Annotated in this window: 14 protein-coding genes and 2 pseudogenes; 2 read left to right on the plus strand and 14 right to left on the minus strand. The window is 56.7% G+C overall.

The genetic code is table 11. From position 1 onward, the window contains the following. Window positions 1–99: 99 nt before the first annotated feature. Window positions 100–2,790, plus strand: a complete 2,691-nt coding sequence (locus IPK32_03680) for an FHA domain-containing protein (protein ID MBK8091107.1) — start codon at window positions 100–102, stop codon at window positions 2,788–2,790. Then, entirely contained in the window at window positions 2,693–7,561 is a 4,869-nt protein-coding gene (gene grpE / locus IPK32_03685; GenBank protein MBK8091108.1) for a nucleotide exchange factor GrpE, read from the plus strand. Before IPK32_03680 ends, grpE begins: the two co-directional genes overlap by 98 nt. 77 nt (window positions 7,562–7,638) lie before the next feature. Here grpE and IPK32_03690 read toward each other — a convergent pair whose 3' ends face one another. The 14 genes and pseudogenes from IPK32_03690 to IPK32_03755 all read right to left on the minus strand — a co-directional run bounded on the left by IPK32_03690 (window position 7,639) and on the right by IPK32_03755 (window position 23,721). Next, complete coding sequence (locus tag IPK32_03690; GenBank protein MBK8091109.1) at window positions 7,639–8,577, minus strand: GDP-L-fucose synthase; 939 nt, start codon at window positions 8,575–8,577, stop codon at window positions 7,639–7,641. Window positions 8,578–8,595: 18 nt separating this feature from the next. After that, the gene (gene gmd, locus IPK32_03695) at window positions 8,596–9,615 is read right to left on the minus strand and encodes a GDP-mannose 4,6-dehydratase (protein MBK8091110.1); all 1,020 of its coding nucleotides are present in this window, start codon (window positions 9,613–9,615) and stop codon (window positions 8,596–8,598) included. 71 nt (window positions 9,616–9,686) lie between these two features. Then, window positions 9,687–10,937, minus strand: coding sequence for a glycosyltransferase family 4 protein (locus tag IPK32_03700; protein MBK8091111.1), 1,251 nt, complete (start codon window positions 10,935–10,937; stop codon window positions 9,687–9,689). Between the two features lie 2 nt (window positions 10,938–10,939). Beyond that, window positions 10,940–12,046 (minus strand): glycosyltransferase, encoded by a 1,107-nt coding sequence (locus tag IPK32_03705; GenBank protein ID MBK8091112.1) that lies wholly within the window; start codon window positions 12,044–12,046, stop codon window positions 10,940–10,942. 69 nt (window positions 12,047–12,115) lie between these two features. Continuing rightward, a pseudogene (gene asnB, locus IPK32_03710) lies at window positions 12,116–13,904 on the minus strand (asparagine synthase (glutamine-hydrolyzing)). A 62-nt stretch (window positions 13,905–13,966) separates the two neighbouring features. Next, window positions 13,967–14,797: a glycosyltransferase family 4 protein gene (locus tag IPK32_03715; protein ID MBK8091113.1), complete on the minus strand. Its 831-nt coding sequence runs from the start codon at window positions 14,795–14,797 to the stop codon at window positions 13,967–13,969. A 395-nt stretch (window positions 14,798–15,192) separates the two neighbouring features. After that, complete coding sequence (locus IPK32_03720; protein ID MBK8091114.1) at window positions 15,193–16,275, minus strand: glycosyltransferase family 4 protein; 1,083 nt, start codon at window positions 16,273–16,275, stop codon at window positions 15,193–15,195. A 6-nt stretch (window positions 16,276–16,281) separates the two neighbouring features. After that, window positions 16,282–17,254: pseudogene (locus IPK32_03725) on the minus strand (GDP-mannose 4,6-dehydratase). Window positions 17,255–17,297: 43 nt separating this feature from the next. Further along, the gene (locus tag IPK32_03730) at window positions 17,298–18,053 is read right to left on the minus strand and encodes an FkbM family methyltransferase (protein MBK8091115.1); all 756 of its coding nucleotides are present in this window, start codon (window positions 18,051–18,053) and stop codon (window positions 17,298–17,300) included. 59 nt (window positions 18,054–18,112) lie between these two features. Beyond that, window positions 18,113–18,991: a glycosyltransferase gene (locus tag IPK32_03735; GenBank protein ID MBK8091116.1), complete on the minus strand. Its 879-nt coding sequence runs from the start codon at window positions 18,989–18,991 to the stop codon at window positions 18,113–18,115. 554 nt (window positions 18,992–19,545) lie between these two features. Next, window positions 19,546–20,361 (minus strand): hypothetical protein, encoded by an 816-nt coding sequence (locus IPK32_03740; GenBank protein MBK8091117.1) that lies wholly within the window; start codon window positions 20,359–20,361, stop codon window positions 19,546–19,548. Between the two features lie 262 nt (window positions 20,362–20,623). After that, entirely contained in the window at window positions 20,624–21,835 is a 1,212-nt protein-coding gene (locus IPK32_03745; protein ID MBK8091118.1) for a glycosyltransferase family 4 protein, read from the minus strand. A 10-nt stretch (window positions 21,836–21,845) separates the two neighbouring features. After that, window positions 21,846–22,475, minus strand: coding sequence for an FkbM family methyltransferase (locus IPK32_03750; GenBank protein MBK8091119.1), 630 nt, complete (start codon window positions 22,473–22,475; stop codon window positions 21,846–21,848). A gap of 400 nt (window positions 22,476–22,875) precedes the next feature. Next, window positions 22,876–23,721 carry a glycosyltransferase family 4 protein gene (locus IPK32_03755; GenBank protein ID MBK8091120.1) on the minus strand — a complete coding sequence of 282 codons (846 nt, stop codon included), beginning with the start codon at window positions 23,719–23,721 and terminating at the stop codon, window positions 22,876–22,878. Window positions 23,722–23,736: the final 15 nt, after the last annotated feature.

Here is a 23,736-nt window from a genome sequence, read left to right on the forward strand (position 1 = left end):
AGCACTTCACTTCGCATCATGGGATTCATTAGGATTGCCTAACTGATTTTCCACCTTTAGTTTCATCCTCTATTTAACGCTTTTTTCAGCCCTCCCGGCATGCCGTATCTGGCCTTCAACCTCAACGATGGAAATGAATTCGTCTTCGATATCCTCGAAGACCGCCTCACTATAGGTCGCGATGCCAAAAACGACATCGTCATCGACAACACCTACATTTCCAGCTTTCACGCAGAGTTCCTCAAGCAACCAGATGGTGGTTACGAACTCGTCGATCTAAAGTCCTCCAACGGCACCTTCGTCAATGGCCGCCGCATCGAGCGCTCCCGCGTCAAAGGCAGCGACCGCATCATGTTCGGCCAGCTCGATAGCCGCTTCCGTGATCGTGCTCCGAAAGGACTCGCCCCCATCGGCGACTCCAAGGCTGTCGCCGCTCCGAAGCACGATACCACCCGCACCGATGGCCGCAGTGGCGACACCGAAAGCATCCCCGTCCGCGAAAAGCAGGACACCGGCAAAATCGAGCCCACAAAGCCCGTCGTCCAGCGCCAGTCCGTCCCACCGCCACCTGCTGGCTCCCGGCCACCAGGACCACCGCCGCCTCCGCCCGCCTCCTTCCCTGCCCCGGCCTTCGTCGCCCCGGCACCAGATCCCGCTTTGCAAAAGCAAGCCGCAGAGCTCCGCGAGGAAATCGACAAACTCCGCCAGCAGCGTGATGCCGCACGCATCGACGCTGAGGTCGAGCAAAAACGCCGCGATGAGCTCCGCAGCCTCGATGCCACCCTCGATCTCCGTCGCAAAGAACTCGCCGACACCCAGACCACCCTCTCCACCGCGAAGTCCGAGTCCTCGGATCTCGCCAAGCAGCTCCAGGCCGCCCGCGTCGAGCTCGATGCCGCAAAAGCCGCCACCGCACGCCAGGATCAAGTCCGCCGTGATCTCTCCAATCTCGACAGCAAGCTCGACTCCACCCGCACCCTCCTCACCAAAGCTGAAAGCGACCTCGCCACGGCGCAAAAGTCACTCCACACCATGCACAGCGATGCGGAGGCCAAGCGCCACGCCGCCATCGCCGCCACGGAGGCCAAGCTCACCGCACTCGCCACCCAGATCGTCGCCGCAGAGACTCGTTTCACCGAATTGAGCAGTCAAAACAGCGCCGCATCTGCCGCCGCGCTCAATTTCCAGCAACTCACAGATAAGACCAAGTCGCTCGAATCATCCCTCACCGCAAAGAGCGACGAAATCGCCAGCGCCGATCAAAAACTCGCCGCACTCACGGCTCAAATCACTGCCACTGAGGAAAAGCTCACTTCCCTCACCCGCCGCACCGCAGAGGCAGAAAAATCCGAGGCCGACATCCTCGCCAAACGCAGCACCGAGCTCCAGACACTCGAAACACGCCTCGCCGCCAAACAGGACGAGCTCTCCACACTCACCCGCCAACTCGCTGAAAAGAACACCGAGTCCGCCACCCGCTCCACCCAGCTCGATCAGCTCACCGCTTCCGTCGCGGAGACCGACTCACAGCGCAAAAACGCCGCAGAAACCTTAACTCGCCTCACCGCAGACATCTCCACCGCCGAGCAAAAACTCGCCGCACTCACAGCCAGCACCACCGAGGCACAAAAATCCGAATCGGAGCTCAAATCCAAGCGCAGCGCAGAAGTCCAAGCGCTCGAAGCCCAGCTCGCCACCCAGCAAAACGAGCTCGCACGCCTCGCAGAAGCTCACCGCGCAAAAACCGCCGAAACCCAGACCGCAGAGGCCCGCTCGCGTGAGCTCGAAAAGCAGCTCGGCAGCCTCGAAGCCACTTTAAAGACCAAACAGACCGATCTCGCCGCCCTCGAAGCACGCAGCACCGAGGCCGCCACCGCCGCCGAAAAACTCGCCGGGCTCCAAAGCCAGATCACCAGCTCCGAAAAACACCTCGCAGACCTCGCTCGCCGCACCTCCGAAGCACAAAAAACCGACGCAGAGGTCCAATCCAAGCGCAGCGCAGAAGTCCAAGCGCTCGAAGCCCAGCTCGCCACCCAGCAAAACGAGCTCGCACGCCTTGCAGAAGATCACCGCGCAAAAACCGCCGAAACCCAGACCGCAGAGACCCGCTCGCGTGAGCTCGAAAAGCAGCTCAGCAGCCTCGAAGCCACTTTAAAGACCAAACAGACCGATCTCGCCGCTCTCGAAGCACGCAGCACCGAGGCCGCCACCGCCGCAGAAAAACTCGCCGGACTCCAAAGCCAGATCACCAGCTCGGAGGCACGCCTCGCAGACCTCGCTCGCCGCACCTCCGAAGCACAAAAATCCGACGCAGAAGTCCAATCCAAGCGCAGCGCAGAAGTCCACGCCCTCAACAGCCAACTCGTCAGCAAGCAGACCGATCTCAGCAATCTCGACAAAAAACTCGCCGAGCTCACCACCACTCTCAAAAACACCGAGAGCGCCATCACCCGCCGCGAGGACGAATCCGCCGCCGCTGCACAGAAACTCACCTCGCTCGCCGCCCAGATCACTGCTTCCGAGCAAAAAGCAGCCGCCCTCTCCGAAGTCGAAAAACGCCTCACCGACCTCCAAGCAAAACTCCAATCCACCGAGGCCACGCTCACCCTCAAAAACACCGAGGCCACTGCAGCAGAAAAAACTCACCGAGCTGCAAACACGCACTGCCCAAGCAGAGCAAAAAAGCGCTGCATTGGCCGCATCCGAGGAAAAACTCGCCTCCCTCACCCCACAGCTCGAAACACTCCGCGCCACCCTTTCTCAAACCGAGACCACTCTCGCTCAACGTAGCTCCGAGGCCGAAAAAGCCGAAAAAGCCCTCAGCGAGTTCACCACCCGCCTCAAGGACACAGAAGCACGCCTCGCCCAGCGGGGGCTAGATGCCGCCACCGCTCAAAAACGCCTCACAGAGCTCACCGCACAGATCACTAGCGCAGAGGAACAAGCCTCAAGCCTCGCCGACACCGAGCAAAAACTCACCGCACTCACCACGCAGCTCCAGAGTGCGGAATCCACCCTCACCCAGCGCAACGCAGACGCCACCGCCGCGCAGAAGCTCCTCACCGACCTCACTGCCCAGATCACCGCTGCACAGGAAAATACGGCCAACCTCAGTCAGACTCAAAAACAGCTCGCAGCCCTCGTCTCACAGCTCCAGACCGCCGAAACCACCCTCACCCAGCGCACCCAGGCCATCACAGAGGCAGAGCAGCGCCTGGCCAGTTTCGCGCCGCAAATCAATGCCGCAGAGCAGACCGCACTCACTCTCAAAAAGACCGAGTCCGACCTCTCCCAGCGCCAAGCCACGCTCAAACAACTCACCACCGAAACCGAAGCTGCCGAGAAAAAAGTCCAGCAGCTCGCCGAGCAGTCCTCCGCCCTCGAGCACGTCCTCGCCGCCAAGCGCAAAGACACCAGCGACGTCGAGCAAAAGCTCACCCTCCTCGCCACCCAGATCACCGATGCTGAAACAAAGGCCGCATCGCTCAAAACCGTCGATTCAGACCTCAACCAGCGCCGCAAAGAGCTGGAACAACTCACCGCCAGCATCGAGGCAAAAAACGCCTCGCTCCAAAAAGCTCAGGATCAACTCCTCGACACCCAACAGACCCTCGCACGCCTCGGAGCCGACGAGAAAACACTCTCCGCCCGCCTCACCGACCTACGCGATCACGAGCAGCGCCTCAGCCTCGTCTCCACCCAGCTCGAGGATAAAGAAAAGCAGCACGGCCTTCTCGAAACCGCCATCGCTGCGCTCCTCGGCACCCAGACCGCTCATCAGGCAGACATCAGCAGCTCGGAAAATCGCCTCACCGCCCTCCGGGACGACATTAGCTCCCTCACCGAGAAACAAGCCGCCGCCCAGGCCGCACTCGCCCGCCTCCAATCTGATCGCGATGCCACAGAGGCCCAGATCACCGAAAAAACCTCCGCCGCACGCACTCAGCTCCTCGCTCTCGAAAAAGAAGCTGCCGCACTCACCGAGCAGCAGACCACCGCCCGCCAAAAAGCCGCAAAAGAGCTCGAATCCCTCCATCTCGAAATCCAGAAGCGTGCCTCACGCTCCGCAGAACTCGGCGCTCAAGTCCACGAGCTAGAAACCCGCGCCGCCGACCTCGAAAACAAGCTCTCCGACCTCAGCGAGACGGATAACCGCCTCAAAGACGCCAACACCGCACTCCAAGCCATCGAGTCCCACAAAGCGGAAGTCGCCGCCGCCGTCGCCGCACTCGTCAAAGACCGTGATGAGCGCACCCGCGAGCTACTTGCCACCCAGGAGCTCGGCCGTGCCCAGCAGCTCCTCGTCCGTGGTTACGTCACCCGCCGCGAGAGCATCGAATCAGACATTCATAAAACGGAGGAGCTGCAAGCAGCCGCCTCCCAAGCACTCGGCAAAGTGCGTGAGGAACACCGCGCCGCAGAGGCCGATCTCGAAGAGTGCCGCACTCAGATCACCCACGCAGAGCAGCGCTTGGAAAAACTCCAAGAACTCGCCACCGATACCGATTCACGCTTCAAAACCACCCAGGCAGAAGAGAAAAAAATCGCTGCCCGCCTCGCTGAATCACGCGCTCAGCTCGATCAGCTCACCAGTGAAATTTCCGAGCATCAGAAAAAAGCCACCGCCGCCGCTGCGGATGTCCAAAAGCACACACAGCATCACTCCTCACTCTCCGAAAAGATCAGTGGCCTCGATGCCATCATCGCCACCCTCACCGCCACGCATGCCAGCACGCGCCAGAGCATCGCCGCAGCAGAGAGCGAGCACGAAGGGCTGAAACTCGGCCTCGCTGCCCGCCAGCAAGAGATTGCCACCTCAGAAAAACGCATCACCGAGCTGCGCCAGCAGACCACCAGCCTCGAAGACCGCGTCAAAGAACTCAACTCCGTCAATAAACAACACGCTGAGATTTCCGCCGCCGTCGTCTCCGCCACACAAAACCGGGACAAACTCGCCGCCGAATCCCAGCGACTCGCCAAAGAACGCACCGATCTCGAATCCCTCGTCCCTGACCTCCGCTCCAAAGTCGAGCAAGCCCGCGCCGAACTCAAAAATCTTCAAGACGACTTCGCCGCACTCAATCGCGATAAAGCTGCCGCTCTCGATGCCCTCCAGCACACCAGCAAGCTCCGTGGTGATGCAGAGTCCGCCAACGAGGCCCTCCGCCTCGAAAGAGCCGCTCTGGATAAATCCATCGCCGAAAACCGCACCACGCTCGACACAGAACTCAAAACTCGCCAAGCAGAAATCAGTGGTGCCGAAACACGACTCAAAGGAGTCCAGGAGCGCATCACCACCGGCGAGGCACGCCTCAAAGAACTCGAATCCGTCACCGAGCGCCTCACTGCGGCCACTCAGAAGCTCAAAGACACCGAAGCCGCCCGCAGCACCGCTGAGAAATCCGTCACTGAGCTGACCAGCACGCAGCAAAAACTCCGCAGCGAGCTCACCGCGCTCGAATCCAGTCTCAAGACCACCGATTCCAAGCTCACCGAGACCACTCAGTCCACCAAACAGGCAGAGAACCGCCTCAAAGACCTCCAGCAAAACATCTCCACCGGCGAGGCACGCCTCAAAGAACTCGAATCCGTCACCGAGCGCCTCACTACCGCCACCCAGAAGCTCAAAGACACCGAAGCCGCCCGCAGCACCGCTGAGAAATCCGTCACTGAGCTGACCAGCACGCAGCAAAAACTCCGCAGCGAGCTCACCGCGCTCGAATCCAGTCTCAAGACCACCGATTCCAAGCTCACCGAGACCACCCAGTCCGCCAAACAGGCAGAAAACCGCCTCAAAGACCTTCAGCAAAACATCACCATTGGCGAGGCACGCCTCAAAGAACTGGAATCCGTCACCGAGCGCCTTACCACCGCCACCCAGAAGCTCAAAGACACCGAAGCCGCTCGCAGCACCGCCGAGAAGACAGTTGCCGAATTGAACGCGACCTTCGAGAAAACACGCATCGCGCTCGCAGAAGCCGAATCAGCCGCCAAAGCCGCCGAAACACGTCAAATCAACGCCACCAAGTCTGCCAATGCTGCCGAATCACGCGCGGTCGAATTAGAAAAACGATCCGAAAAAGCCACCGCCGCTCAACAAGCAGCCGAAGCCGCCCGCGCAGAAGCAGAAGCCGCCGCAGAGAAAAATCGCTCCGAGGAAAAAGCCCTCCGCAAACAAATCCCACTCCTCAACACCGAGCTGGCAGGCATCCAGGCTGCCCTTGCCTCCTTGAACAAAGAACGTGATGAAGCCTCGCAGTTCGTCACCCGCCTCAATGTCAGCACGGAGAGCCAGAACAAAAAACTCTCCGACTTACACGATCAGATCTCCCAGCTCGAATCCGCCGCCAAACAGCGCCAGGACCGCGTGCTCAAAATTCAGAGCGAAGTCGATCTCGAAGCGCAAAATCTCAAATCTGCCCAAGAACGCACTCAAGCAGCCGAAAAGGCCCTGGATCAGCTCGACAAAGAAATCAAAGACGAGCGAGCCAAAGCCGCCGCCTCGCGCAAAGAAACTGCCGCTGCCGAAGAGGAACTCCGCACACGCCTAGATCGCGTACAGAACCTCAAAGCCGATGAACAGCGCCTCACCAAGCTCGTCGAGAACCTGAAGCAGGACCTCGGCGGTGCCGATGGCATGCTCAAAGAGCTTCAAGGCAAGATCGAAGACCACCAATCACGCCTCAGCGACTTCATCCACACTGGCGGCAAGATTCTCACCCTCGGTGCCGCCGTCGCCCAGCTAGAATCACGCCAGAGCGAGGTCAGCAAGGCTCTGCGCAGCGCCTCGGAGGACGATCTAGCCATCCAGGTGAAGCTCAACGCCGCTCAAGAAGCCCTCAACCGTGAATCCCTCCGTGCCGAGCAAGCTCGCAAAGACCGCGAAGCTGCCGAGGCCGAGTTTAAGCAATTTAGCGAGGCCATTCAGAAACAAGCCGCCGCGCTTCAAAACTACGAATTGGAGCAGAAGAAGCGCATCGCGGAGCTGGAAAAACGCATCACCGACCACGCAGCCTCAGAGCAGCGCATGCTCACCCAGACAGAGCAGACCCGTGCCGCCCTGGAGCGCCTCGAATCTCAGCGCACGGCCATGTCACAAGCAGAGGCCCAGCTCAAGCACTGGCAGGAAATCGAATCGCGCCTCCGCTCCCAGCTCAATGAATTGGAGGAGAAACATGAGATCATGCGCCGCGGCCTCGCTGTGGAGGAAGGCACCGTCGTCATGTTTGCCAATGACATTATCAAGCGCATCGACCTTATCGACGCCCTGGGGGCACGCTACCTCGCTGTCGCGGGTGGTGCAGATGTCGCCGCGCAGCTCCGCACCTTACGTCAGAGCTTTGAGGACATCCTCCTCCAGCACGGCGTCAGCGAATTCGAGGTCGCTCAGGGCACCGAAGTCGATGTAAACCTGCGCAAGCGTATCGCCGTGGTCGATTCCCTCCCCGGCAAAGCCAAGCCCCGCGTCATCGAGACTACCCGCACCGGATTCATCTACTCACGCGAAGAAGGACACGAAGTCATCCTCCGAAAAGTCGAAGTCCGCACCTCCAGCCAGTGATACATCACCCTTGGTGACGATTACGGCCCTCATTCAGGACCGAACTGGCATCCTCTTGTAGAGTGTTATTGAAAACCTCACACTCCACGCAGTCGGCCATTGGCCGATTCCTCAAGAAAAGCCGCGTAGGTGCTCTGGAGTCCCGCTTGAAGTGGAATGCGGGCTTTCCAACCCAGTGAAGTCAGCAGTGAGGTGTCCAAAAGCTTTCGCGGAGTACCATCTGGCTTTTGTGCATCCCAGACGATCTTCCCTTCGTAGCCCGTCACATTTGCAACGAGCTCAACCAACTCACGGATACTAATATCACTGCCGAAACCAATATTGACAAGGTCCGGCGGATTCTCGATTCCCATCAAAAAGGCGCAGGCATCTGCGAGATCATCAGCGTGCATAAACTCACGCAAGGGACTACCACTTCCCCATGCTGTCACCTCTGGCAGCTTGTTCAGCTTCGCCTCATGGAAGCGGCGAATGAGGGCTGGCATGACATGGGAATTCTGCGGGTGGTAGTTATCACCTGGGCCGTAGAGGTTTGTGGGCATCGCAGCGTGATAAACCACGCCATACTGCTTCCGATAGTACTCGGCCATTTTCACGCCCGCGATCTTAGCGATCGCATAGGCTTCATTCGTCGGTTCTAGAGCCGAAGTGAGCAAACTGTCCTCACGGATAGGCTGCGCCGCAAGTTTCGGGTAAATGCAAGAACTGCCCAGGAACAGCAACCGGCTCACACCTGCCTTCCAAGCGCCATGAATGCAGTTCGTGGCGATGGCTAGGTTTTGCTGAAGGAACTCAGCAGGATAAGTACTATTGGCGTGAATGCCGCCAACCTTCCCCGCAGCAATAATCGCCGCATCAGGCCTCGTTTCGGCATAGAAACGATGCACGGCAGCCTGATCTCCGAGATCGAGCTCACTCCGACTACGGGTGATGATTTCGACGCCGGGCTCCTGCTGGTAGCGCCGCACAAGTGCGGCCCCAACCATGCCCTGATGACCTGAGATGAAGAGTTTCATCGCTTTTCGTCCATTCCATTATGAACTAGCAAGAGCCGCCTTCACACGCGCCTCCTGCTCCGCCATCTGTAGATCGGAATCGACCATGATTTTGACAAGATCTTTGAAGCGGACTTTGGGCTCCCAACCGAGTTGGCGCTTTGCTTTGGCTGGATCACCGATGAGTAGCTCCACTTCAGCAGGCCGCTCATAGCGAGAGTCATGCACGACGTACTTCTCCCAGTCCAAGCCGAGAAGCTGGAAGGTCTCTTGGCAGAACTCCCGCACACTGTGCGTCTCATTGGTGGCGACGACGTAGTCATCAGGCTGATCCTGCTGGAGCATGAGCCACATCATTTCGACATACTCACCCGCGAATCCCCAATCGCGTTTCGCGTCGAGGTTGCCGAGATAGAGCTTGTCCTGAAGGCCCAATTTAATGCGAGTAGCTGCACGCGTGATCTTACGAGTCACGAAAGTCTCTCCACGGCGAGGACTCTCGTGATTGAAGAGAATGCCATTGCTGGCATGCAGGCCGTAGCTCTCCCGGTAATTCACCGTGAGCCAGTATGCATAAACTTTGGCACAACCATATGGTGAACGCGGCCAAAACGGCGTCTTCTCGGTCTGCGGCACCTCCTGCACCTTGCCGAACATCTCTGAGGAGGACGCTTGGTAGAAACGTGTGTTTTTGACCAATCCAGCCTCGCGAATGGACTCCAAAATGCGCACTGCCCCCAGCCCATCGACATCACCCGTGTATTCAGGGATGTCGAAAGAGACCTTCACATGAGACTGAGCCCCGAGATTATAGATTTCGTCCGGCTTCAGTTCATAAAGCAGCTTCACCATGTGCACGGCATCGGCCAAGTCGCCGTAATGGAGCTTTAAACGACTACCATCAACATGTGGGTCCTGATAAATGTGATCAATGCGCCCAGTGTTAAAACTCGAAGAGCGGCGGATGATACCGTGTACTTCATAGCCTTTTTTGAGGAGGAGTTCGGCCAGATAGGAGCCGTCTTGTCCAGTAATGCCAGTGATGAGCGCTTTTTTCATGTGGAAGTGGTGGGAATATGGCCTCTAACGTCTTTTGACAGGCTTTCGAGAAAAATTTACTCCTTCGCTCGTCAGCGGGCAGCCGTGGCGATGATCTCGACCAGACGTGGGCACAGGACGGAGTGCGAAAATTCGGCTCCTAGGGCCTGAGCGGCAGCATTTGGCGGCTGCGGCCCACGAGCAGCAGCGGAGCGTATTTCCCCCAAGATGCGGTCCACTTCCCCATGCTGCGCTAGGCGGGCATAAGCAGGATCGGCCAATCGGCGCACGATGTCCCCCCCGTGGCTCTGCTTCGGCCCCACAAACAACAGGGGAATGCCAAGCGTGAGGATGTTGTAAATTTTGCAGGGATGTACGATGCCAACAAACGGATCCCCCATCACAACTAGGTGCAGATCCGCACTAGAAAGCGAGCCTGAAAGCTCCTCCATCGGCTGATAAGGCAGTGTCGTGATATTCGACAGCGATTGTTCTTTTTGAAAAGCCTGCACCTTCTTAAACTCGCTACCACCGCCGACAAAGAGGAAGTGGATGTGATCCTCGCATTTCAGAGCCTGCGCAGCCGCCAGCACCGTATCGAGCGGATGGCATGGGCTGTGATTCCCCGAGTACATGACGACAAATTTGCTGCCCAGGCCGTGCTTGGCGCGAAAAGCCTCACGCGCCGGCACATCGAAACGCACGGCCTGATCGTGAGACCAGGGCGCATCCGTGTGAATGACCTCCTCATGCACTCCTTTGCGGATCAGCCGCTCCGCCATAAAGCGATCCAGCGCGATGATGCGTGCCGCCTGTCGGAAGCTCCATTTTTGGATGAACGTCAGCGTGCGCTCCACCACCCCGCCCGCTTTGAGCCAGCCCGCCGCCACCGCTTCATCTGGATTCAAGTCCATCACCCACGGCACCACCTCACCGCCTTTGAGCTTCGCCGCCACCGTGCCCAGTGTGGAGATCAGCGGCGGTGAAGTGAGGCAAACCGTCACATCATGCCGTGGCATGAAGAGAAGGATGCGGGCCGCGTTCAGCCAAAACACGCCAAAGTCGATGAGGCGGTGCAGTTTGGACTTTTTGCCGAGTCCTGGAGTCCAGATGCGACGAATGTCGATACCGTTCCACCTCTCTCGCACAGGATAACGCCGCGTCGGATCATCATAACCGCGACTGGATGCCACGGCGGTGACGTGATGCCCTGTCTTGACCAACTCCAATGCCAGATCCGTGAGATGTTGGGCAGTGGCTACATGATCAGGGTGGAAGCACTGATTTATTAAAAGGATGCGTAATCCGCTCTCATATCGGACTGGGGGGGGATTGAGCGTCATCGTCAAAGGCCCTGGATAATGGTTTCGTAAAGCTCTCTGAGTCTTACCCCGGTAGCGGCCATGCCATGATGTGACCAAGCGTATGCACGGGCCGCCTGACCAAGCTTTACACTTTCTTCCTGGCTTGAAAGCAACCTTAAAACATCCGGAGCTATGGCATCCGCACTGCACGGGATCAGGCTCACCGCATCATCACGGGCCGCAGAGACTGCCAGAGCAACTTTATCGGTGGCAACGCATGGCAGTCCAGCAGCCATCGCCTCCAGCAGAGCCATTCCAAAGTTCTCCGAATGCGAGGGAAGGCAGAACACCTTTGCAGCAGCCAGCGCCGAGAGTTTCAGGTCTCCACTAAGGAATCCAGCCCAGGTAATGGCCTCAGACACACCATGTACCTCAGCCAAACGGCGTAGCTCCTCTATGAGCTGCGGTGGGCCATCTCCCACGATGACCAGCCGAGCATCGGTCACCGTCTTCTGAATCTCCCGGAAGGCCGGAATCAGCATCTCGAGCCCCTTTTTTCGGTCCACCCTGGAAATGAAAACGATTCGCGATCCGGCGGCAGCTTCTGGAAACCTTTCCAAAAAAAGTGCCGGGCTGGGGAGGCACTCAAAGTCCGCCAGATCGATTCCAAGGGGAATGATCACCGCCATGGAACGAATGCCGAGGCGTGCCACATCCTCGGCCTCATCTAGGCTTGTAAAATGCATGGCCGCCGCCACATCAAAGAAAGGTTTCTCGAAGAGCCGGAAGAACATTTTTTTGAGCATCGGGCGCCGGTTTTCCATGCCCCAACGATTCAATATGCCAAGCGGGCGGACCACAAAAGGAACCCGTGCCTTTGCCGCAGCCCGACATGCGGCCCAACTCGAGTAGGTGAACACGCCATGAACGTGGACTAAATCGTAATCCACTACATGGCGAGCGAGCCATTTCCCAAGAGCAACAGATACCCGGTAAGGACGGCAAGTGAGCCCAAACGAGAGGCGCTGAAAGCCTTCCTTGTCGCTCACGGCACCTTGCGAGGAATGGCCTTCCGGCAAGGTTTCATCAATCGTTGCCACATGCACCTCGACACCCGCAGCCGCTAGGCCTCGGGCCATCACCGGCATGGCCGCAGCAGGCCCTCCATAAGAGGCTGCGAGACTGGGTATGACATGCAAGACTCGCATCCTGAGTATTCAAAGGCTTTTGAGCCACTGCTGGAGCATAAATACCGTCCAAATTTGATACCATGGCGGATTTGCACCGTGCAATACGGCGGCAGCTTCCTTGAACTCATGCCCCCAGCGCTGTGACAGCCATTTATCAAAGGGGAACATGAAACCGCGTTTCGGCTGGTTCTTGACCCAGTCTGGCACCTCTGGCACCGCATCGAGCAGCAACTGTTTTCCGGCCTGAACCCGGAACCTGGAGGGGATCTTTGAGATCGACTCAAACAGCATTTTGTCCACAAACGGAACCCGCAATTCAAGACCATGCCGCATGCTCATGACGTCACTGTCACGCAGAAGCTGGTTTCGCATGTAGAAACTGGCCTCGCAGGCACTGACCGCATCAGCCTCATCAGTTAGATCAAACACTTCATAGGGCGGCGGTGGCTCGATGGCCTCGCTGCTGCCCGTGATCGCCCTAACGAGTGCCATCGCCTCACGCTGGGAAAATATGCCACGAAAGGCACGGTAAGCTTCGAATACTGACGGCTTTCCGCCAAGAAACGCGCCCAAGCGGCGAACGCGTGACGGCATCAGCGAATTTTGAAAGATCCTGGAGGAAAGAGATGACAAGCCAGGCACCCAATGTGCCACCTTCGCGAGGGTCATCAGGCGTGGTATTTTCTGAAAGCTCGGATAACCACCGAAAAATTCATCCCCCCAAACCGGACAACACGACTTTCATCCCGTGCTGCCTGGCGAAAGCCGATACGGTGAACGTGTTGAGCCCATCGACGCTCGGCTGATCCATCGAATCCAAATAACTGGCGAAACTTTGCTCCGCGAACTGTCCGTTCATGGCTAGCTCGTGATGGCTAGCACCAAAATGAGCGGCTGTCCGCGCAGCGATCCCGCTTTCATCCAATACCTGATCATCCACACCAATCGAAAAAGTGGATACCCCCCGATGCCCGATTTTTTCCGCCAGTGCGAGGAGCACCGTCGAATCTATTCCTCCGCTCAAAAAGATGCCTACAGGCACATCACTGACAAAGTGAGCCTTGATGGAATCCAGCAATGCCTCGCGGCAGAGATGCACCGCCTCATTGGCACCAATGGGACCAGGGTCGAAATTCACATGCCAGTAGCGCTTTATTTTCATGCCATCCCGCCGCCAGAAAAGAGTATGCCCGGCCTCTAGACATCTGACATCACGAAGAAGAGTGCCAGGCTCGGAAACCGAACCCAATTTTAGGTAGCGGAGCATCGCGCCGCGATCTAACTCTCTACTGACGAGGTGACCACGGGCAAGAGCACGCAATTCAGACGCGAAAACCAAGGTTCCATTTGCACCAGCGTGATAGTAGAGCGGCTTTATGCCAAATGGATCACGAGCTAGGAAGGCGGTCTTTGACTGTTCGTCCCAGATGGCAAAGGCGAACATCCCACGAAGCATGGGCACCATTTCCTCGCCATGACACTGATACAAGCGTAGGAGCACCTCAGTATCCGTCTGGGTGTGGAAAACAATGCCTCTTGCTTCCAAAGAGGCTCGCAGCTCCCTGAAATTGTAGATCTCGCCATTGAACGTAATGGTCAATGGCACATCTGACAGTGACATTGGCTGGTGGCCCGCCTCTGACAAATCGAGAATGGAAAGACGAGTGTGAACAAACCCCGCTTCTCTGGATGGAGACAACCACATACCCAGGTCATCTGGTCCACGATGCAAAAGACTCTTTTGCATGCTCCTCAACTCATCCTCGATCGGGATGGGTAAGGTCTTCGAGTGAATAATTCCGGCGATTCCGCACATTGGCGCGTTAGTGTATTTTTTTTAATGATTTAGCAGGATTTATGTCACCTGCAAACAGCGCCTTATTGTAGCGCCTTCCGCCACGCCGAAACTGCACTCTGGGCTGCTTCAATGAAGCGTACAGCTCCCGATTCAAGTGAATGATCTGTCACAGACTCTCGCGCAGCCCGCCTCATTTCGTCGAGTTGCGAGCTATCCAGAGACGCGGCTTGCTTCATAGCTGCAAGCAATGCGGCTTCATCGCCACCCGGCACCAGCCAACCATTTGAGCCCTCTTTGAGAAACTCCAATGCAGCCCCTGTCTGATCGGTCGAAATAACTGGCAGGCCGGAGGCAAGCGCCTCGATCGCGGCAAGCCCCCACCCGTCATAGTGGGAAGGAAAGCAGAAGATGTCCGCCTCCGCGTAAAACTGGGGTAAATTTCCCCAGGGTTGGAAACCTGCCCACTCCACCTGGCCAGCACAGTCAGCTAGGATAACCTTCAATTTTGGAACCAAGGGGCCATCTCCTACCAGCACCAGGCGGACATCCGGGTGGCTGGAGGCAAGACGGCTGAATGCGCGAGCCAGCTCCATCACTCCCTTGCGCGGGATCATAGCACCACAAAACAAGAATTGTTTCCCCTGAGGCTTTTCTCTTTTTTCGCAAACAAACCGGCTCAGATCCGAGAAGTAGGGAATGTCAAAATACTCATGTTCGGGACCAAACTCACTCAGGTAGCCTTCCACACCGAACTTGCCCACACCCCAGATTGGCGCAGGGCAGGCATGCAAAGGAGATAGCAGGAGTCTTCTTTGAAGCCTGCCGATGAGCCCCAGGTGCATGAATCCCGGCCGCTCTCCCCAAAACACCCACGGCATTCCAGCTGCAGCGCGTTTGCGGATGGCTCTCAACGCGAAAGGATGTGTAATAATTAAAGACTGCGACATCCGCTGCCATCAGCACTGCCATAGCACTTTTCGACAGTTCAGGTGTCTCATCCACTATCATGTGCGCATGAGACAGCGCAGGCTTGGCCCATTGCCTGGATCGATCATTGCTGGTGAGATAGACGACATCTAGACTGCATAGTCCAGACGCGTTGATCGCGTTGAAGAACTCCACCTGATACGGGGATGTGAGATGCGTCAGCACGGCGATTCGCAATCCCCGGCGCTGTTCCGGCTGCCTGGAGGCTGCCACATCGTCCCCGCTGGCAAAAACAGCACTTCCCGAGTCCACACCATTTTCCACCAGTGGACGTACAAAATCAGCAAACAGGCGACTTACCCGGGCATACCCAAACTGTTCACGAACGGCCTCTCGGAGTGCTCTCAGGCTGGAATATGAGTGGATTGGGGTAAGTGCGTTCCAATATCTGGCACGCGGTCTCTGCGATCTTCAAGGGATAGTTAGGATCAACCAAAGCGCCTAAACGACCATGATCCAACGCATCCACGGAGCCATCGACATTGCCAGCGATGACAGGCTTTCCAGTTGCCATGGCCTCCAAGAACACGATCCCAAAGCCCTCTTGTGAGCTGGGCATCACAAATAGGTCACACATACGGTAAAGGGCCGGTAACTCCGCGACTGGCACATGACCGATGAATTTCACATTTTCACCCAAGCCCATCACCTCAGCCTCGTCTTTGAGACGTACAAGATCATCTCCCTGTCCCGCCACGACGTAAACAGCATCTGGGTGACGTTCCAGTATCCGCCTCATCGCCACAAAAACCTGCCGATGCCCCTTATAACGTTCGGAGAGTGCTAGGCGACTCACAGTCAACAAAACCGGATGATGCGGTTTGAAGCCATACTTCTCCATGAGATCCTTCGGCTTTTCCCCAATGGCAAAACGTTCGACATCAAACGTGCAGGGTACAAGCTTGCACAGGCGTGGCTCCACCCCGTGATGGCGTACCACATGATCACGCGTGAATCCACTAATCGCCGCTAGAGCGTCCGCAGCACACATGGCGCGGATACGGTGCCTCGAGGTCACGTTCCATGCTTCGATGCCATAGAGAAAACCAGCATACTTGGTGCCAATCAGCGACCGGAGAGCCTGGATGGCAGGAAGAAAGTGCAAATGGGCACCCAAGACACAAACCGGCCGTTCAGTAATCCCCATAGCGAAGCCTTTCGCCGCGAATGCCGCAGTACGCAAAAAGATGGGCACAGCGGCCACAGAGGAGAAGCGCACGCCCATATCCATCAACGGATCTGTTGAATCCACGTCATCATTTTTCAGGAGCACATGAAGGTCGCAGTCAGGAAACCCCTGCTTCAGCGCCATCACGAGGGTACGGCAGAACGCCTGAATGCCCCCGGTTCCTTCCCGAATGCCTGGAGCCCAGACATGAATGGTTCTCAGTGGTTTATGCATGTAATATCAAATGCGTGTCATATCCGCGTCCACCATCGCCGAGATCATATCAGCGAATTGCGTCTCTTGTTTCCATCCGATCACACGATGAATTTTTGAGCTATCCCCTTGAAGCGGAACTGGCTCTTCGAGGCGCTGGAACATCGGATTCACCACCACATACTTCTTCCAGTCGAGTCCAGCCCGCTCAAATGCAATTTCACAAATCTCTCTGACGCTGTGCAGCTCGCCAGTCGCTACCACATAATCGTCCGGGGAAGCATGGGTGAGCATGGCATGCATGGCCCGCACATAATCTGTTGCGTCCAGCCCCAGTCACGTCTGGCGTCCAGATTTCCTAACTCCAAACGATCTTGGCGTCCGTGAGCGATGCGGGCGGCGGCCATGGTGATCTTGCGGGTCACAACTTGGGTCTACGCCGGGGGCTTTCGTGGTTGTAGAGGATGCCGGAACAACAGAACATCCCCTGAGTTTCGCGGTAGTTCCGCACCAGATGATAGGCAGCCAGTTTGCTGATCCCGTAGGCGCTGCGCGGCATGAAAGGTGTGTCCTCCTTTTGTGGAGCCGTGCCAGGCCTGCCAAACATCTCGCTGGTGCCCGCGAAATAAAACCGGCATGACTTTTGAAATTCACACAGCGCAGCCAGCAGATAATGAGTTCCAGCGATGTTAGTTTGAATGGTTTGATAACCATCCGCCAGCGTTTCTCCCACGAAAGAGGCTGCCGCCAGATGATAGCACTCGTCAAACCGCCAGCGTGACACAAGCCGGTAAAGGCCCGGAAAGTTATCCAGGCTGATGGGGTGGAGCACACAGCGCTCGTAGAGATCCTCTGGTGCACCGAATTGGGTGCTGCCTTTGATCTGCTCCAAGCCGGTCTGCCTCATCAGACCATGCACCTCGTAGCCCAGACCGAGCAGATACTCTGTTAGATAGGAGCCGTCTTGCCCGGTGATGCCCGTGATGAGCGCACGCTTCATGGTTGGGTGGATATTGATTGGTTACGAAGGATAAGTAGCTTTTTCATCGGTGAAGGGGGACGCACCATGCTTGGTACTCTCCGGGAGGCCGTGCCGCACTGACAGGTAGGCCGTCAAACATCGAAATCGAGTAATCGAGCCTTTCGGCAAGACTCATCAAGACTCGCCTTTCACGGTCATGTTGGTCGGAGATATGCAGTTCCACCATTAGAAAAGGGCGTGCAGCTTCAAGGACTCCAGAGGCCCCGGCGAGCACCTCGTCCGCAGCTCCTTCCACATCAATTTTGATGCAGTTTGGCATTCTTCCATGACTAGCTGCCAGTTCATCCAGGGGCATCGTTTCAACGGTCAAACTAGCGGATGATCCACAATCGAGCTTCACCGCAGACTCGGCAAAGGTACCCATGGTGGCGCGCGTGGTGTCGAAAGAGAAGCTTCGTAGTCCGCCTGAGGCGCTGATGGCCGCCTTGACCATTTGTACTTGCGGGTAGTCTCCCAGTGCCAGATTTGCGGCCAAGGCGCATTGGTTTTCGGGAAGAGGCTCCACCGCCAGGACCATTCCCTTGCTTCCGACCCTTGGAGCAAGCCCGATCGAAAACTGCCCCTGATTGGCACCGATGTCATAAAAGACACCACCTTCTGGCAGATGGTCTGAAAGCAAGGACAGTGCACGACGATGATCTGCCCCTAGCGCGTACATCAGCCCCATACCGGGAGCCACATGAAATCTCGTGCCCGCAGCAGGGCCGAAAAGCACCCGGCGCACTGCTCCATAGGGATAAATGAGGCGGGCAAGCAAGGAACGCCACCGCTTCGAAGGAGGTGTTTCAGGCAGTCTGGAGGCGGTTGGGGCAGATTTCATCTCGGCAAGTCAGTCTTCAAGCCAAGTGCCTGCGGGTGACGGCGCAGTTTCAGCCAGCCAAGCACCCCCGTCAAAGGCAGCGGTGTCCTGAGTCGCAAAATGTTCCAAACCTCTGCGGGTAGCTGGCGCAACGCTAGCCACACTGCACCTGCTTCCCCCTTGAGCAGCACTCGGATGGCGTAGCGCAGCCCAGTCAAGGCGGCCCAAGGCAGCAAAAGAAGGGGATATCGGCACAGCGGGAACAAAAAAGCGTTCAAGATAGCCCCGGCCACGATTTGCCGAGGCAGCGTTTCCGGCATCGGATGATCGTGAACCACGCGAAGGCAAGGATCATAAATCACCCGCCCCCCAAGGCAGTGCAATTGAAGGCTCACATCCACTTCCTCGAACCCGTAAGCCACCACCCGCGACACAAAACCTTTCGTCCGCAGATACCACGGGCGGTTAAACACACTCCCGCAGCCCGAGAATACCGCGATATGATGAAACCCCGCCGCCGCTTTTTCATCAGATAGGGTATCCCAGCTCAGCACTGCTGCCTCAGGAAACTTTTCGATGTCGGCCATCACACGGGCGAAGAAACCGGGACTCTCCGGAAACGAGTCATCATCAAAGGTCACCACCCACTCGTGCTTTGCCACCCGAATCATGCGGTCCCTAGATCCTCCAGGTCCCAACAAAGACGCGCTCGCCAGGAGCTTCACCTGCGGAAACAAACCCGAAACCTCATTCATGACTTCCTGGCAGCCCCCATCAATATGTACCACCACCTCGTCAGGAACCGGGGAGCAGCCAAATACCACTTCCAGGGTATGAAGCAGCTTCCGCACCCGACGGTGCGCAGGAATGATGACCGTGAGTGGAATGACAGTCACAGGGAACAAGGAGCCCCCCCACGATGGTGGCGTGAAGCCCCAGGGCTCAGGCTGAGACCCGCGCGTGGGGGGCCGGCATTCGTCGAGAAATCGGCTGCCCGCCCGGCCGACCGATTCGTACGAGATTGGGGATCATGCACAGTCCCCAGGCGGCGAAAACAAGCATGTTGGCAAAGTGGTTCAGGACAACCCCAGCAGTGAGATGAATTCCTTGGAAACAGAAGCAGGCGAGGAACAAGGCCTTTAATACCGAAGGGGCCGCACGCTTGTAGGCTAGCCAGGTGGACCAGAAGATCCAAATCCGCAGGGTATACCACGTCAAGAATCCAGCCCAGCCCAGTTCCGCCAGCACCTGACCTGTCTCCGAGTCATAGACCGGACATCTCGACTTGGGCTTTGGGATCTTGAGTCGATTTCGCATTGCCTCCACCCCTGGGTGAGACATCCCGATGCCATACCCTGCCAGGCCGGCGTCTTTGGAAGCCTGCTGGATCGACCAGAGAGGAGTGTAAAGACGGGAGGCAGTCGTGTCGTTGGCCGTCCTACGTCTGCCTTCAAATTCGTTGAGCGCATCTTTGAAGAAAATATTCGCCACCAAGGCTACGACCGCGATACCTGCGAGAAGATAGCCCAGCGCACCACTTCCTCCTTTCTCGGTTTTCCCCACGCGGGTGATGGTGGTCATGGCCACAAAGATGAGGGTGAACAAAATCACCGTAAACCGCCCCTCGCGACCCCGACATAAGCGCGTTGGCAGCCAGCAGCGGCAGGTTGACCAGCAGCAGTATCCATTTCCTCTTGTCCGTGATCCCGGTGAGAGCCATCGTCAGGCCAAAGAAAAGGATCACAAATGTGGTGTGTCCCGTGATGAAAGAGAAGGTGCCGGTGATTCGGGCTCGCTCAGACCCAGTTCCAAAAGTCGCGACCTGCCCGCTGTCCATCATGGCAGTTTGCACATAGCAGTTCAGAGGGGAACTCGGTCCTGCAAAGAACTGTGCCGCGCCCAGAAGGCAGATCGGGATGGAGATCATGCAATACCAGAATAGTACCCGGGTCAGTTCCTGTCTCGCATGAAAAAGATACGGCATCATGAAGGCCAGGGGCACATACCACAGATAGATTTTCACTCCATACACAGCCAGCACCATCGAACCAATGTTTGGATTCAGCGCCCCGACCATGATCAGCATCAAGCAGGCTGAAGACACCAGCATCGCCGGTGTCTTTAAATAATACCCCTTCAGATCAAAATCCGGATTGAAGTAGAATTTCAGGTAAGCCCCGAAGAGAATGATGTCCTTACCGAAATAGACGAGTTCCGAGGCAGCAGGCAGCAGCCATTTGCGAATCGCACCTTCAAACAGAGCCATGATGAAAGCGAGATGAACCGCTCTCCGCCAGCTGAAAGAGGCTAGCATGTAGCTAAGAAGGAGGCTGCAACCCGCAGCCAGGATCATCATTTCTAAACTTAGTTTGCCCATAATATAAAAGTCAGAGACGGAAAAAGTCGCTTAGAAGTTGGAATTCTGTGTGGAGCACTCTATTTTCACTTTCACCAAGTCATAGACGCGGGGAAAACTGCCGAGGCTGTCTTTGATGATCCTTGAGAGCATGAGAGTGAATTCAGGAAGCCTATATGGAAATGATGCGGCTGAACTGGTTGCGGTAGAGACCCCAGCTGTTTTCTTTGGCAGTGACCAAGGCGCTTCGACTGGATGATGCTATCATATCCCGTTGATTGTGCAAAACCCCAATTTGGGAAGCCAGCGCCTTGATGTCACCTTCGGGCAGGATAAAACCACTGTTCTGAGATTCGATCAAAGGCTCCGCCCCTGCTTTGGTGGTCGTGATCACTGGCAGCCCGCATGAAAGTGCCTCACCGATCACCAAGGCCATGCCTTCGTAGTGCGTGGGCAGCACCAGCAGGTCATGCTTGCGCATCTCAGCCATCACCTGCTCGCGTGAAAGCCCAGAGAGCCAGCGGTGGCGGCTCAGCATGGAATTCAGAGCCGCACAGTATGTTCCATCCTGAGGGCTGCCGATGAGAGTTAGATCGACCGGAAACTTGAGAAGCCGCAGGCTGGCATCGAGATCCGCCAACCCCTTTCCCTGCCCCAGAGTTCCCACATAGAGAAGCTTGAGCGGTTTGGTTGCGTCGTGCCGGTGAGCGGCTGCCACATCCGGCTCCGGACAGCCGTAGGGCACCACACGAATGTCACGCGGCGGTTGAGGCGCGAGGGCCAGACTATCCCGCACGAAGGCACTGGGAACGATCACCACATCCGCCAGAGCTAGTTCGGCATCACGCGAGCGCATTTTCGGTGAGTCTGGGTTCATTTCAGGCAAGGTGACCGCCCAGTCTGGGTAGCGCCATTTTTCGCGTTCGATGATCTCGCGGGTAGCCCGCCAGTAAGGTGTGGGGAGTTCGTAGATCGTCTTCACACCCCTCGCCCGAGCTGCTTCAAAGGTGATGCGAGCCGTGTCCATGTAGGCGTAAACTGCCGTTACACCCGAGCGGCGGCTCAAATCCTCCGCCACGGCTTGATCGAATCGCTCCGCCACCTGGTCCATGCCCAGCCAGTTTCCCTTGCCCAGCGTACGGCACATCAATCGGAGCACCTCCCATAAAGGATGGCTACACACGCGGCCGGCCACCATTGGAGGAAGCCGCCGCTTAGAAAGTGTTTCACGAAGACCACGCGGGAGCATCTTCTCCAGCGTGGGCGGAGGTTTCCAGGCCAGCGTGGTATGAAAGGCCTCCAGCCAGCCGTGCTCCGCCAGACTCCAGGCAGCCTGCCTGCTGTTGACGTTGCCGGTGACATGGGAAAGAAGGATGCGGGGCATCGTGCTACACTCAGCCGACTGGATTGATCGCAATAAACCTAGCGTTGTAACCACAAGCCTCCAGTTCCTCTGTGGTTATGACTTGGTTGTCGAGATTCAGCCACTTGCTGTAGCCGGCTTCGCGCAACAGTCCAAGCACGTTTTGCGGTCTCTTTCCGCGATTATTTATCAGCAATCCATGCAGTTCGAGAAACACTGTTGGCTTGAAGTTTCGCAGTGTTTGGAATGCCCCGCGGAGAACCTCCTCTTCAAAACCTTCGACATCTATTTTAACGTGAGTGGGCTTAAACCCTGCACTTACCACGGTAGAATCAATTGTAACCTGGGGGACTGTAACCGTGTCAAAACGCTCACCCGCAGGCACGACCAAATAATCTGCACCGCCGGCTCCAGTGGTTAGCATTTTAAGCTCGCCAACTGACTCACCACAGGCTGCGTTAATTATATCAACCTGGCTTACCACATTATTTAATTGTAAGTTTTCTTTGTACACAGCCACCGCATCACTTGAAGCCTCAATTCCAACAACGCGAACCCCTTTTCCACCGTAATGAATAGCGGCGAGTGTGAAAACTCCCCAATGGGTCCCGACATCCAAAAACTGCATGTTTCGTGTCGCGTGATCGGCAAAGCATTTCATTTCTGCCGCTTGTTCTGGGTCATTTTGAAAAACGGAAAACTCGGAACGACAAATTGGGTGACACCGAACCTTCCATCCCTTCATGACCTCCACGTCTGATATTACCCCCATAGAATGCCGGGCTTTATCAACAAGTCTTCGCAATGTGATTTGAGGCCTGCGAACAGCATTTCGAAACGAGCGTGGCAGCAAGACACGAAGTAGTTTAACAAGTGTGGTCGGTTGTATTTGCATGTGTGATGAGTCTATTTCACCAAATTTTGGATCAATGATAAATATGCTTGGGCGAATTCTTTTTTGTGAAATCGGCTCAGGTGTTTTGCTGCATGCTCTTGGAAGTTCAGCAAGAGATCAGAATCTCGCATGAGCAATTCTATTCCATCGGCCAATCCTTCAGTCTCTACTGAATTGCAGACCAGTCCGCACTCGCCAACGGCCTCGGGTAATCCACCTCTAGAAAAAGCAATTGGGACACAACCACACGCGATTCCTCAATCACCACAAGACCGAAGCCTTCTGAACATCGGGAAGGAATCACCATGATACGATGGGCATTGAGCGAGCGAGCCAGTTCCTCGCCACGCAGAGGGCCGGTGAAGTCGATCTGATCTTCCACGCCAAGGCTGGCAGCTTGTTTTTGCAAATGTTCGAGTTCGGGGCCGCTCCCGATCATGGTCAAGCTAGGACGAAGACCTTTGTGCTTCAGCAAGGCCAATGCCTCGACGAGCACGTCCGCACCTTTGTCGGACACCAACCGCCCCAGGAAGAGATCTCGATCACGCGACACGTCGGGCATCAGGCGGAAGGTTTCGTGGTCGAAGGGATTGGGAATGACGATGCCGGGATGGCCGAGAAAGCGGTTCACCGCCGCGCTGACGGAAACATTCGCGTTGGCCAGGCCTGTGAGCGCCACCTTGAGGCGGTCCATCCACTTCACCGGCTTTCCCGTGTCAAAATACCAGCCGTGATGCGTGGCTACCCAAGGTCGCGGGCAGAGACACAGCGTTAAAAACCACCACAGGCTGATGTTGCCAAAAATCACCACATCCGCCTCACGATGCGCCTCTAAAAGCCGGCCCAGGGATGGCTGGCGGAGCACCTGGAAAGGAAATGCATCGGGTTTGTCATTCCGTGAGGCCGTCACCACCGTCACCGCATGCCCGGCGCGGGCGAATTCCTCCGCCAGCATCTGCATCACAGCCTCCAAGCCGCCGATGCTCGGGTAAAAAGGACGTGTGCGTATCAAGATGCGCATAGTTAT

This window comes from Verrucomicrobiaceae bacterium (assembly GCA_016713035.1).
In the GTDB taxonomy this organism is placed as follows: Bacteria; Verrucomicrobiota; Verrucomicrobiia; order Verrucomicrobiales; family Verrucomicrobiaceae; genus Prosthecobacter.

What these genes read in the sequence shown, in the direction of transcription:
- IPK32_03680 (MBK8091107.1), top strand. Translation starts at nt 100, where the DNA reads ATGCCGTATCTGGCCTTCAACCTCAACGATGGAAATGAATTCGTCTTC.
- IPK32_03700 (MBK8091111.1), bottom strand. Translation starts at nt 10,937, where the DNA reads ATGACGCTCAATCCCCCCCCAGTCCGATATGAGAGCGGATTACGCATC.
- IPK32_03720 (MBK8091114.1), bottom strand. Translation starts at nt 16,275, where the DNA reads ATGCATAAACCACTGAGAACCATTCATGTCTGGGCTCCAGGCATTCGG.
- IPK32_03745 (MBK8091118.1), bottom strand. Translation starts at nt 21,835, where the DNA reads ATGCCCCGCATCCTTCTTTCCCATGTCACCGGCAACGTCAACAGCAGG.
- gmd (MBK8091110.1), bottom strand. Translation starts at nt 9,615, where the DNA reads ATGAAAAAAGCGCTCATCACTGGCATTACTGGACAAGACGGCTCCTAT.
- IPK32_03750 (MBK8091119.1), bottom strand. Translation starts at nt 22,475, where the DNA reads ATGAAATGCTTTGCCGATCACGCGACACGAAACATGCAGTTTTTGGAT.
- IPK32_03740 (MBK8091117.1), bottom strand. Translation starts at nt 20,361, where the DNA reads ATGGCTCTGTTTGAAGGTGCGATTCGCAAATGGCTGCTGCCTGCTGCC.
- IPK32_03705 (MBK8091112.1), bottom strand. Translation starts at nt 12,046, where the DNA reads ATGCCGGTGATGGCCCGAGGCCTAGCGGCTGCGGGTGTCGAGGTGCAT.
- IPK32_03690 (MBK8091109.1), bottom strand. Translation starts at nt 8,577, where the DNA reads ATGAAACTCTTCATCTCAGGTCATCAGGGCATGGTTGGGGCCGCACTT.